At 51.6% G+C, this 11,576-nt stretch carries 12 protein-coding genes; 3 read left to right on the top strand and 9 right to left on the bottom strand.

From position 1 onward, the window contains the following. The 4 genes from dnaJ to hrcA all read right to left on the bottom strand — a co-directional run. Positions 1 to 923 (bottom strand): molecular chaperone DnaJ (dnaJ, locus tag ACTF5Z_RS05815; protein WP_438984856.1); only part of this gene is annotated, 923 nt, incomplete at its 3' end. A 136-nt stretch (positions 924 to 1,059) separates the two neighbouring features. After that, positions 1,060 to 2,979 carry a molecular chaperone DnaK gene (gene dnaK / locus ACTF5Z_RS05810; RefSeq protein WP_438984855.1) on the bottom strand — a complete coding sequence of 640 codons (1,920 nt, stop codon included), beginning with the start codon at positions 2,977 to 2,979 and terminating at the stop codon, positions 1,060 to 1,062. Between the two features lie 100 nt (positions 2,980 to 3,079). Then, positions 3,080 to 3,652 (bottom strand): nucleotide exchange factor GrpE, encoded by a 573-nt coding sequence (gene grpE, locus ACTF5Z_RS05805; protein WP_438984854.1) that lies wholly within the window; start codon positions 3,650 to 3,652, stop codon positions 3,080 to 3,082. A gap of 80 nt (positions 3,653 to 3,732) precedes the next feature. After that, the gene (gene hrcA, locus ACTF5Z_RS05800) at positions 3,733 to 4,770 is read right to left on the bottom strand and encodes a heat-inducible transcriptional repressor HrcA (RefSeq protein ID WP_438984853.1); all 1,038 of its coding nucleotides are present in this window, start codon (positions 4,768 to 4,770) and stop codon (positions 3,733 to 3,735) included. Between the two features lie 166 nt (positions 4,771 to 4,936). Here hrcA and recN point away from each other — a divergent pair, with 166 nt between their 5' ends. Then, positions 4,937 to 6,589, top strand: coding sequence for a DNA repair protein RecN (recN, locus tag ACTF5Z_RS05795; RefSeq protein ID WP_438984852.1), 1,653 nt, complete (start codon positions 4,937 to 4,939; stop codon positions 6,587 to 6,589). Here the strand turns inward: recN and fur are convergent. Beyond that, a complete protein-coding gene (gene fur, locus ACTF5Z_RS05790) occupies positions 6,586 to 7,002 on the bottom strand; it encodes a ferric iron uptake transcriptional regulator (RefSeq protein WP_438984851.1) in 417 nt (138 codons plus the stop codon). The two genes, recN and fur, sit on opposite strands and share 4 nt — an antisense overlap. Positions 7,003 to 7,074: 72 nt before the next feature. On the opposite strand from fur, the gene ACTF5Z_RS05785 reads away from it, so the two are divergent. Then, on the top strand, positions 7,075 to 7,437 hold the full coding sequence (locus tag ACTF5Z_RS05785; protein WP_438984850.1) for an outer membrane protein assembly factor BamE: 363 nt from the start codon (positions 7,075 to 7,077) through the stop codon (positions 7,435 to 7,437). Here ACTF5Z_RS05785 and ACTF5Z_RS05780 read toward each other — a convergent pair. The 3 genes from ACTF5Z_RS05780 to ACTF5Z_RS05770 are packed head-to-tail and all read right to left on the bottom strand — an operon-like array spanning position 7,434 to position 9,571. Then, a complete protein-coding gene (locus ACTF5Z_RS05780; RefSeq protein ID WP_438984849.1) occupies positions 7,434 to 7,742 on the bottom strand; it encodes an RnfH family protein in 309 nt (102 codons plus the stop codon). The two genes, ACTF5Z_RS05785 and ACTF5Z_RS05780, sit on opposite strands and share 4 nt — an antisense overlap. After that, on the bottom strand, positions 7,739 to 8,179 hold the full coding sequence (locus ACTF5Z_RS05775) for a type II toxin-antitoxin system RatA family toxin (protein WP_438984848.1): 441 nt from the start codon (positions 8,177 to 8,179) through the stop codon (positions 7,739 to 7,741). The genes ACTF5Z_RS05780 and ACTF5Z_RS05775 overlap by 4 nt, the downstream gene beginning before the upstream one ends. A 36-nt stretch (positions 8,180 to 8,215) precedes the next feature. After that, a complete protein-coding gene (locus tag ACTF5Z_RS05770) occupies positions 8,216 to 9,571 on the bottom strand; it encodes a sodium-dependent transporter (protein WP_438984847.1) in 1,356 nt (451 codons plus the stop codon). A gap of 99 nt (positions 9,572 to 9,670) precedes the next feature. Between ACTF5Z_RS05770 and smpB the strand changes: the two genes are divergently transcribed. Beyond that, on the top strand, positions 9,671 to 10,153 hold the full coding sequence (smpB, locus tag ACTF5Z_RS05765; protein WP_009576070.1) for an SsrA-binding protein SmpB: 483 nt from the start codon (positions 9,671 to 9,673) through the stop codon (positions 10,151 to 10,153). A gap of 2 nt (positions 10,154 to 10,155) precedes the next feature. On the opposite strand, the gene ACTF5Z_RS05760 is transcribed toward smpB, so the two are convergent. Continuing rightward, a partial coding sequence (locus tag ACTF5Z_RS05760) for an amidohydrolase family protein (protein ID WP_438984846.1) occupies positions 10,156 to 11,576 on the bottom strand: 1,421 nt, incomplete at its 5' end.

The following is an 11,576-nucleotide window of genomic DNA, read 5'->3' as shown; positions in this document are numbered from 1 at the left end:
AGGCGGAACAGTTTACCCGTTTGGGTCCCCTCTGGAATCTTCAACTTAACGCGCCCTTCAAGCGTCGGCACCTCAAGCTCGCCACCCAAGGCCGCATCGGCAAAAGTAATCGGTACGTCGCAGTACAAATGCTTGCCGTCACGCTCAAAGATGGGGTGCTGCCGCACCGACATCTCGACGAACAGGTCACCTTTTGGACCGCCGTTAGGTCCAGCCTCGCCCTCGCCGGACAAGCGGATACGATCGCCGGTATCAACGCCCGGAGGGACTTTAACCGATAAGGTTTTGGTGCGCTCCACTCGACCTTGACCGCGGCAACTTCCACAAGGGTCGCTGATCGTCTTACCGCGCCCGCGACAGCTCGGGCAGGTCTGCTGAACTTGGAAGAAACCCTGTTGCATACGCACTTGCCCAACACCGCCACAAGTGTCGCAAGTCTTGGGGCTAGAGCCGGGCTTAGCACCCGATCCATCACAGGTGTCACACGAATCGAGTGTCGGCACCTTAATTTCAACGCTTTTACCGTTAACGGCATCCTCAAGCGAGATATCTAGCGTGTAACGCAAATCCGAACCACGCTGCGGGCCCGATGAGCGACCGCGACCACCACCGAAAATATCGCCAAAGACATCTCCGAAAATATCGCCAAAGCCACCGTCACCGAAACCACCACCGCCACCACCGCCACCGGCTGAACCATCGACCGCCGCGTGACCAAAACGGTCATAAGCAGACCGCTTTTCTTTGTCCGTTAAAACTTCGTAGGCCTCGGTTGCTTCTTTAAATTTTTCATCGGCTTTGGGGTCGTCCGAGTTTCGATCGGGGTGGAATTTCATCGCTATACGACGATAGGCCTTTTTAATGTCCTTTTCGTCGGCGTTTTGAGCAACCCCTAGCACTTCATAATAATCGCGTTTTGACATGACAACTCAATCGCATTTAGTTAGCAACAGCACACGCTGTCTTAGATAATCCAATTACAACAACGCGGGCACTAAGACCCGCGCTGATGATTCATTGTACACCGACACTGGGTGTCGAGTCCGTTTCGACAGAAGATTACTTCTTGTCGTCTTTTACTTCTTCGAACTCAGCGTCCACCGCGTCATCGGCTGCGGCCTCTTGTGCATCAGCACCTTGCGCTTGCTCGCCGGCGGCAGCTTGCGCTTGATACATCTTCTGAGCAACAGGACTCGTTGCTTCAGTCACTTTAGTCGCGGCGGCTTCGATGGCATCCTTATCGTCGCCTTTCAAAGCCTCTTCTGCTTCAGCAATAGCCGCTTCAATTGCCGATTTCTCTTCATCTGTCGCGTGCTCTGCCGCTTCTTTGAGAGTGTTTTTCGCGGCGTGCACCATACCTTCACAGCTGTTGCGCGCTGCAATCAGGGCTTCGAATTTTGCATCGGCTTCGGCATTCGCCTCGGCGTCGCGCACCATAGCTTCGATTTCATCATCCGACAAACCGCTTGACGCAGTAATACGAATTGATTGCTCTTTGCCCGTCGCCTTGTCTTTCGCCGACACATTCAGAATACCGTTGGCATCCAAATCGAAAGTCACTTCGATCTGAGGCATACCGCGAGGTGCGGGCGGGATATCCGCCAAGTCAAAGCGTCCCAAAGATTTATTTTGCGCCGCTTGCTTACGTTCGCCCTGCACCACGTGAATGGTAACTGCGGTTTGATTGTCATCTGCTGTCGAGAAAACCTGCGACTTCTTCGTTGGAATGGTCGTATTCTTCTCGATCAGCGGTGTAGCCACACCACCCATCGTTTCGATACCCAAAGTCAACGGCGTCACGTCTAGTAGCAGTACGTCTTTAACATCACCTGACAGTACCGCGCCCTGGATCGATGCACCTACCGCGACCGCTTCGTCAGGGTTAACGTCGCGGCGAGGTTCTTTACCGAAGAAATCAGTGACCGCTTTTTGGACCAAAGGCATACGGGTTTGACCACCCACCAAGATCACGTCGTTGATTTCGCTTGGGCTAAGACCCGCATCCTTTAATGCAACCTTTACGGGCTCCAAAGAGCGCTTAACAAGATCTTCAACCAATGACTCAAGCTTGCTGCGTGACAGCTTCACGACCAAGTGCTTAGGACCCGTCGCATCTGCCGTGATGTAAGGCAAGTTAACTTCAGTCTGTTGCGAGCTAGACAGCTCGATCTTCGCCTTCTCACCGGCTTCTTTAAGACGCTGCAGAGCTAGAGGATCGTTGTGCAGGTCAATGCCGTTCTCTTTCTTGAACTCAGCCGCCAAGTATTCGATCAAGCGAAGGTCGAAGTCTTCACCACCCAGGAAAGTGTCGCCATTTGTTGCTAGCACTTCAAATTGATGTTCACCATCGACTTCGGCGATCTCGATGATCGAGATATCGAAGGTGCCACCACCCAAGTCATAAACAGCAATAACGTTGTCTCCACTGACTTTGTCCATACCATAGGCGAGTGCCGCAGCGGTTGGCTCGTTGATGATACGCTTTACTTCTAGACCTGCGATTTTGCCGGCGTCTTTGGTCGCCTGACGCTGCGAGTCATTAAAGTAAGCAGGCACCGTGATTACTGCTTCAGTGACTGGCTCGCCTAGGTACTCTTCGGCTGTTTTCTTCATTTTCATCAGAACTTGCGCAGACACTTGAGGAGGTGCCATTTTCTTGCCTTTGGCCTCTACCCACGCATCGCCATTGTCTGCACCCACAATCGAGTAAGGCACCATCTTGATGTCTTTTTGAACGACATCGTCAGTGAACTTGCGACCAATTAAACGCTTGACCGCATACAAGGTGTTTTTAGGGTTGGTAACGGCCTGACGCTTTGCGCTTTGCCCCACCAAAATTTCGCCGTCTTCGGTATAGCCAATAATTGATGGCGTAGTGCGATCACCCTCTGAGTTCTCGATAACACGTGGCTTATCGCCATCCATAACTGCGACACAAGAGTTCGTCGTGCCTAAGTCAATTCCAATAATTTTACCCATAATATTTCTCCTACTCGTGCTCTCGTAAAGCACTTAACATTTCGTTGGTATCTATATGGGCCCGCGCTTGCTCATTTCAAGGGGCCCTAAGAAAAAAGGCTTAATCTGCCTTGCTAACCATCACCATAGCGGGACGAATAAGGCGCCCATTCAAGGTGTAACCCTTTTGCATAACAGCAATCACAGTGTTGGGCTCAACCTCTGGATTGGGCACTATACTCATCGCTTGGTGTAATTGAGGATCAAAGGGCTCTCCGTGAGGATCTACCGCTTCTACGTTGAATTTGGCGAGCACGTCAGAAAAGCTCTTCAATGTGAGCTCTATACCTTCGACGATCGGCTTTACCGACTCATCTTCGGGGTTTACCACGCTGAGGGCACGCTCAAGATTATCAGCGACGACAAGGACTTCGCGCGAGAACCCCTCAAGCGCAAATTTACGCGCCTTTTCGATCTCTTTTTCAGCGCGGCGCTGAGCGTTAATCGCATCTGCCTGAGCGCGCAAAACGGACTCTTTCGCCTCGCCAAGTGCTTGCTCTAGCGCCTCGATTTGCAGTTCTGGGCTTATTTGCTCGGCCTCTGCAGGCTCCTCAGTATCAGCGGTCTCAACCGCTTCTACCTGCAGGTTTTCTTCGTTTACTTCAGGTTGTTCGTGGTCTTTTTGGTCACTCACGGCTTTCCCCTATTCATCACATCAAATTAAAAACAAAACACTGCCTGTGATTTGGGGACGAACTCAGTTTTTTCAAGGCTTTAATTCGACAAAGCCTGGCTGAGCATTCGGGCAGTAAGATCAACAATAGGAATCACGCGACTGTACTCCATACGTTTCGGACCAATAACGCCCAGAACGCCCAGCGTTTTTTTGCCATCGCCGTAGGGTGCAGTCACCAACGAGAAATTACCCAAAGCGTTGAAACCCGCCTCTTCACCGATAAAAATCTTAACCCCTTCTGCGACTGAGGATCGCTCTAACAAATGCAGCACATCTTTTTTGCTCTCAAGAGCTTGGAACAAGCTTTTTAGATGCTCGAGCTCCTCGGGCGAAGCGGACTCTAGCAATCTAGATTCGCCCGCCATGAGATAATCTTCTGTACTCGATTGACCGACGTTCAGGGCTTTATTCGCAAACGCTAAGCTTTCCTCCATATAGCGATCGATACGAGACTTCGCCTCTCGTAACTCTTGAGTAATGATGCTTTCAATGTCTTGAAAGGTCCGCCCCGAGAAACGTTCGTTGATCGTCGCCGCCGCGTTGCGCAGCTGATCCGCGTCAAACTCTTGATGGGTGTGGATAATTTTGTTCTGCACTTCATGCTGATTCAGAACCAAAATCACCAACACGCGATTACCCGACAGCGGCAAAAACTCGACTTGCCGAAACTGTGCTGAGTCAGGACGGGGCACGGTAACTAGCCCGGCTTGAGCCGTGATATCGGCCAACAGGTTGGAGGTGACTTGTACCAGGTCACGTGAGCTGCGGTCGGGACTCAATTCATTCTGTAGAGCCTGAAAGGTTGCCGCATCGGGCATGTCCACCTGTAACAATGAATCAATGTATAAGCGATAGCCCGCAGCCGTCGGTACTCTGCCAGCAGACGTGTGCGGAGCATGCAAATAACCTCTGTGTTCGAGGTCCGACATGATATTGCGTACCGTTGCAGCACTAACAGGCAAACCGGCCTCTTGGCGCACAGTGCTTGACCCCACAGGCGCACCCTCTTGGATGTAACGTTTCACCAAAGCCTGCAAAACCAATTGTGAACGCTCGGATACGTCTTTTTGTTTCATGCCGTTTAATTACTCTTATAACACGCTTAGGTATACCCTACTCAGCACTTTCAGGCTAGTCTATTACCGCCATTTTGAATCAATTTGCACCAGCCGTTTCTCATGACATACTAAGTCAGTATTCTATGACTTAGTAGACATTTAGCGCATTATAAGGACACCGCGCATGCTCACCCACATTCACATCAAGAATTTTGCGGTCGTCGAGGATGTTGCTATCGATTTCGACGCCGGCATGACCGTTATTACGGGCGAAACGGGCGCGGGCAAATCCATATTAATTGACGCTCTGGGATTGTGCTTGGGCGACCGAGCCGACTCTAGCAGCGTTCGGTATGGTGCAGATAAAGCAGAGATCAGTGCAAGCTTTGATTTACACGGCTTAGCACAAGCGCAAGCGTGGCTGGCAAAGCATCACCTCGAAGCCGATGACGATTTGGTTTTGCGCCGTATCGTCACCAGCGAGGGTAGAAGCAAAGCATACATCAATGGTGTGCCCTGCACCGCTCAACAATGCAATGAACTGGGTGAGTTTTTGGTCGACATCCACGGTCAGCACGCGCACCAATCGCTGATGAATAAAAAGACACACCGACATATTCTTGACGCACTGATTACCGACACCTCTTACCTGCACAAAGCCCGCGAGTTGGCCCACGAATTTCGTGAGGTCAAGAAAGAGTTGGATGCCCTTACCCAAGGCAACTCCGACAATCAAGAAGCGAAAGCCTTTTTAGAATACCAAGTCGAGGAACTGCAAAGCGTCATACTCAGCGCAGACGAACTCGAAAGCCTCGAGCAGGAGCAAGATCTGCTTAGCCAGGGCGAAACACTGATCAAGCAGCTATCAGAAGCAGCATATCATTGTGAGCAACAATCAGATGGTTTACGCCAAACCATACGCTTACTCGAATCGGGACTAAAATCAGGGCTCACCAGCGAAGCCTATGAACTCCTAAACTCTGCTCTCATCCAAGTCGACGAGGCTCGTCGCGACATCGAGCGCCGCTCCGACAAATTAGAATTAAACCCCGAGCGCTTACTTGAAATTACCGAGCGCCTAGACAAAGTCTATGAATTAGCGCGCAAACACCGTACCCAGCCTGACCAACTTGCCCAAAAATTACAGACCTACGAACTGGAGCTAGAAGCTCTGTTGGGCGCAGATGATCGCATTACCGAACTCAAGCGGCAGTTAACAAACATCCAAGCCGCTTATGCCGGGGCGGCCGACGCCCTCTCGGGGCAGCGCAAGGCTGCCGCCGAACATTTGCAGTCTGAGGTACACGATCAGTTACAATCTCTGGCTATGGGCCAGTGCCGCTTTGGCGTTGCATTGACGCCACATATTAGTGAGATCCCATCGCCTTATGGTGCGGAAGAAATCGAATTCAAAATAGCCACTCAACGAGAAGGAGAGCTAAAAGCTCTGGCGAAGATTGCGTCAGGTGGTGAACTCTCTCGCATCAGCCTAGCAATACAAGTAGTGACAGCACAGCAGGCTGTAACGCCGACCCTAATTTTTGATGAAGTAGATGTCGGTATTGGCGGCGCGACGGCGGACATCGTCGGCCAGCGACTTCACGGCCTCACTTCACACTCGCAGGTTTTGTGCGTGACGCACCTGGCTCAAGTCGCAGGCCAAGGCGACCATCACCTGCTCATAGCAAAAAACAACGACGATACCGGCGTTCGAACAGTCATTGAACGGCTCTCGAATGAGCAGCGAGTTGAGGAAATAGCCCGCATGGTCGGCGGGGTGAACATTACCGATCAGACCAAGGCGCACGCGGCCCAGCTGCTAAGGCAATATTCTTAGCGGCTTTTTTTACGAACGTAGAGCACTAAGGAATGATCTTCCAAGTCGAACCCGTGCTCTTTCGCGATTTGATGCTGGCGCTCTTCAATCACGGGATCGGTGAATTCGATAACCTCACCTGTATCCACACAGACCATGTGGTCATGATGCTCGCCCTTCGCAATTTCATAGACCGAATGGCCCGTCTCGAAGTTATGGCGTGACACCAAACCCGCGGATTCAAACTGAGTAAGGACTCGGTATACGGTTGCCAAGCCCACTTCTTCTTCAGCTTCGAGGAGGGCCTTGTATACGTCTTCAGCGCTCATGTGCTGCCCTTGCTCGGAGTTGGCCTCAAGAATTTGCATGATTTTAAGGCGCGGTAAGGTGACCTTAAGCCCCGCTTTTTTCAATTCTTGGTTTTCAAAAGACATATTAGGGGTTCTCTCTATCGCTTAAGGCCAGTATGATGCCACTGCACTGACTATAGTTAAAGGTTTCTCACAATGCGTCTCATTCTCATCGCCATTATAACCACAATTGTCCTATCTGGCTGTGGTTTCGTCGGTTTCCCGGGCGTATATCGAATCGGCATAGAACAAGGCAATGTTGTGACACAAGAAATGGTTGATCAACTAAAGCCAGGCATGACGCGACGACAAGTTCGCTTTGTATTGGGGACCCCCTTAGTCGAAGACTCCTTCAACGAGGACCGTTGGGATTACCGCTACGTTTTTTCTCGCGGCGACGTACAGATACTTGATAACCGCCTGACGGTTTACTTCGATGGCGAGGTATTAAGCCATTTTGACAGCAAGATCCCGCCCAGCAGCGAAACCAGCGAAGAAGCGGAAACTGAATCGAACTAACTTTTATTCTTCGCTCGAGCAATGCGCGCCTTCGCCGCGCGCTCTTTACGTACTTCTTTAGGGTCAGCAATTAGAGGTCGATATATTTCGACCCGATCGCCTTCTCGCAACACATGCTCATTCGCAACCGCTTTTCCAAATATGCCTAAAGGGCCATCTTCGGGTATCGTCGCATCAAAGGCTTCGGCAATAGCCGAAAGCTTGACGGCTTGATGAGCTGTGGTACCCACTGGAACTTCAAGGGCTTTGATGAGCTGCTTATTTGGCAGGGCATAAGCAACCTCTACGGTAATTTGCGCGCTCAAGACCCCCTCCCGAACAACTCATGCGCTTTTTGAATCAAAGCATCGACCACCGTCGTGCTGGTGCGTTCAACCAGTTGTTTTGCTGCAATTTTCTTTAAGGAACCTGTAGTTTCGAATACCAAATTGAGTTCGATCTTGCAGGCAGAGTCAGACAGCGGTTTAAATAGCCAACGCCCGACAAGGTGTTGCAGTGGACCATTTAATAATTCCATGCGGATTTCTTGCCCATCAATCACCGTATTACGGGTTGCGAACGACTGTTTAACCCCCAATGCGGAGACCGTCAGCTCTGCCTCTACACCGCGCTCCCACTGACCTAACAGTTTGGCTCCTGTGCAGCCGGGAATGTAGTCAGGATAGGCGGAAATTTCAGACACCAGATCAAATAACTGGCGCGCGGAATATGGCAATAATGCACTGCGATTAATTTCTATCATGCTGTATTTTACCCGATTCCCAAGGACCGCGGCACGCTAAAAATACGCCAGCCACCCCGAGCTCAGCAGAATCAGGCTGGCTAGGGGGACAAGGTATTTCAGCAAACCCATCCACAAACGGATAAATGTGTGGCTTTCTCGGTCCAAGGCTCGCACCAAACCCACTGTATTAGCCCGCCAGCCGACCAACAAGGCAAAGCCAAGCGCCACCAAAGGAAGGAGTATGGTACTGAGCAAACGATCACTGAGGGCCACGGCTAACCATGTGCTGTAACCCGTCTGAGACTCTATCCACTCATAGATCGCCCACAGCAAGCCGGCCACGCAGAGACCGACCAAAGGCGCCGCAACAAAACGTGATAATCGCGTCCGTTGCATGATAAGGGTCACCACGACCTGTAGCAGCGCAATTACAGTGCCAGATATTACAAGCAGCGTCATAAGGTAGTAGAGGCCGCCCATCAAATCACCTTGAACAATGTTGCCGTAAGCCTTAGGAAGCGCAATGAATAGCAGGCTCAAACCGCTCGCTGGAGTAATATCTTGTGCAAAAATCAGAGGATAGGCGATCACGCCAGCCAGCACCCCAAAACCGACATCAAACACACAAATCGCAAGCATCACACGTCCTAAAGGGACTTCTTTGGACGCATAGGTCGCGTAAGTGCTGACCACGCCAAGCCCGAGGCATAAAGTCGTCATGGCCTGCATGAGGGCGTATAAAAACGTTTTCCAGGTCACTGCGTTGGCGTCAGTCTTGAATAGATAAGTACCCGCGGCCGCCATATCGCCTGCCAATAAACTGTGATACACCAACACAAATACCAAGGCGAAAACCAATAAGCTGACCAGCCATACAAAGACGCCCAAGCCACGTTTTACGCCAACCATCAATACCGCGATAAGGCCGGCCAATACGCTTAAACTCAGACCGAGAGTACGGTCATGATTGGCATCCAGCGCCTGAAAGTAATTTCCGACCTGTAGCAAGCTCACCGCGGCAAACTCACCTTTAGCCAGGTCGAAACCGACCGCAATCACCCAGCCAGAAGTCAGCAATAAAGAAACCGCGGCGAGAAGCGCAGAAGCTGCGGCAAACAAACCCAAGCCACCCCAGCGGCGGGGCGTTCCTGAGCGCTGTGCAAATACTTCAACAGCGTTTGCAACACCACCATTAGCGGCTCGCCCAACTACAGCTTCTGACAACACGATGGGCACAGCGATCAGAACCATCAAGAGCGTATATACAATCCAAAACACGCCGCCTCCGTGTTCGGCCGCCAAACCCGCAGTGCGCCAGACATTACCTAGCCCCAGAGTTGCTGCGATCAAACCAAAAAAGAACGTGGTTCTCGATTGCCAGACATCATGTGTTGAGGAAATAAAAAACAATCAGGGTCTCCTATCCATCGGTTAAGGATGGCCTAGGATAAGCACTTTGAAAAGAGAAGAATTACTGTGCGGCGCCAGCGGTTCACGTATAATGCGCCGATGAGCAAAAAGAAACCCAAGCAAAGCAGTAACCAAATCGCTTCGAACAAACGAGCCAGCTTCGATTTTAAGCTGCTGGACGATTTTGAGGCGGGCATCTCATTGACTGGCTGGGAGGTCAAGAGTCTGCGCGCGGGCAAGGTTCAGCTCACCGACTCTTATGTCATTATGAAAAATGGCGAGGCTTATTTGCTCGGTTCTCAAATCACGCCACTCGCCACGGCATCGACTCACTTTGTCACTGACCCAACACGCACGCGCAAATTATTGCTTCACAAAAAAGAGCTCGCGCGCATACTAGCCGCCATTCAGCAAAAAGGCCAAACTTGTGTCTGCACCGGCCTTTACTGGAAAGGCCACTTGGTCAAGGCCAAAATCGCACTCGCACAGGGTAAACAAGCACACGACAAACGCGATGCAACCAAAGAACGCGACTGGAACCGCCAAAAACAGCGCATTGTTCGCGAGAACGTCAAACAGTAGTTTTACGCTTGCCCTGCTCGATACAAAGATCCAGGGTAAGCACCCGTTAGGACATCGTTCGCGAGTACTTCTCGCCCTGCCACCAACATCGACCGGTAGCCCGCGGCATCCTGCAACAGGCGCTGGCCACCTGCAGGCAGATCTTTGACCATCTGTGGCGCAAACAAGCGCAAACGGTCAAATTCGATGACATTAATATTCGCTTTTAAACCCACACTCAGACGACCGCGGTCAGACATACCTAAGTAATCGGCAGGTTCTGATGTGAGTTTTCGAATTGCCTCTTCAACCGCAAGCTTCGGTCCGCTTTGGCGGTCTCTGGCCCAGTAGGTGAGTAAATAAGTCGAAAAGCTCGAATCACAAATAGTCCCAACGTGCGCGCCACCGTCCGACAAACCCATAATCGCTCGCGGGTGTGTCATCATTGTGTGCACGGCCTCGAAGTTCATGTCGGTGTAGTTGTAAATTGGGAAGTATAGCAACTGCTCACCGCCATCTTGTAACATCAAGTCGTAGAGCATACCCAAAGACGACTGCCCGTGCGCTTGCGCCATGGCGTACACCGAAGTCTCAGCGCTTTGCTCGTAATTCGGGTTATCGTCTAGCAGAAAGGTTTTACCCGCCACATAATCTATCGCGGCCAACAGCAAGTCAGTGATGGGTGGAACCGAGGTCCCATCGCCCGCTACTTTTTCAGACTTTTCTTGCAACAAGCGCTTCTTGAACGCGGGGTCAGACATAATCGCCACCCGCTCTGCCAAGGGCTTTTGGGAAATCGCTTTGTAGCTCGGAAACCCAATAAAAGGATGAAAGGTACACTGCAACCCGGTAATCACGCCAATGCCGCGAGGTGCCGTCTGCAAATGCATGTTCAGCCCCCGCTCGACCGCACGCTCTGTTCGATCAATAATTCGATGCCACTGATCAGGGGCAAAATCGCGCTGCATTAAACTCAGCGAGAAAGGACGCCCGCCTGCCGCTTTTGCAAACCCTTCGATTAGATCAAATTCGGCGTCAAAAGCGTCACCCTCGCGCTCAAGATTAAAATCGTTAACCGCCTGCAACACGCCATGACTCAGGCCCTGAAACGCCTGCGCGATACCCTCAAGTTCAGCGCCGCCTGCTTCAGATGAAGGTGTCCAATCACCGTCCGCACTGCGGTGCACGTCCGATCGCCCAGTCGAAAAGCCTATCGCTCCGGCTTGCAACGCCTCCCGGGTGAGTCGCTGCATTTCGGCTATATCCTGTTGCGTAGCGGCTTGATCCGATACTGCACGGTCACCCATAACATAAACGCGCAGAGGGTCGTGTGTTACCTGAACCGCAACGTCAATGGTGTGGGGCTTTGCTGCAATCGAGTCCATGTACTCGGGCAGCGTTTCCCAGTCCCAAGTTAAGCCCTCGGCAAGCGCCGAGCCGGGGA

Origin of the sequence: Aequoribacter sp. (genome assembly GCF_965659035.1) — a bacterium.
Taxonomy (GTDB): Bacteria; Pseudomonadota; Gammaproteobacteria; order Pseudomonadales; family Halieaceae; genus Aequoribacter.
The sequence above is the reverse complement of the archived record's forward strand: the minus strand, read 5'-3'. Positions and strand labels throughout refer to the sequence as shown.

Excerpts from the sequence above, each read along its gene's own strand:
- dnaK (WP_438984855.1), bottom strand. The coding sequence starts at position 2,979 with ATGGGTAAAATTATTGGAATTGACTTAGGCACGACGAACTCTTGTGTC.
- hrcA (WP_438984853.1), bottom strand. The coding sequence starts at position 4,770 with ATGAAACAAAAAGACGTATCCGAGCGTTCACAATTGGTTTTGCAGGCT.
- recN (WP_438984852.1), top strand. The coding sequence starts at position 4,937 with ATGCTCACCCACATTCACATCAAGAATTTTGCGGTCGTCGAGGATGTT.
- fur (WP_438984851.1), bottom strand. The coding sequence starts at position 7,002 with ATGTCTTTTGAAAACCAAGAATTGAAAAAAGCGGGGCTTAAGGTCACC.
- ACTF5Z_RS05785 (WP_438984850.1), top strand. The coding sequence starts at position 7,075 with ATGCGTCTCATTCTCATCGCCATTATAACCACAATTGTCCTATCTGGC.
- ACTF5Z_RS05775 (WP_438984848.1), bottom strand. The coding sequence starts at position 8,179 with ATGATAGAAATTAATCGCAGTGCATTATTGCCATATTCCGCGCGCCAG.
- smpB (WP_009576070.1), top strand. The coding sequence starts at position 9,671 with ATGAGCAAAAAGAAACCCAAGCAAAGCAGTAACCAAATCGCTTCGAAC.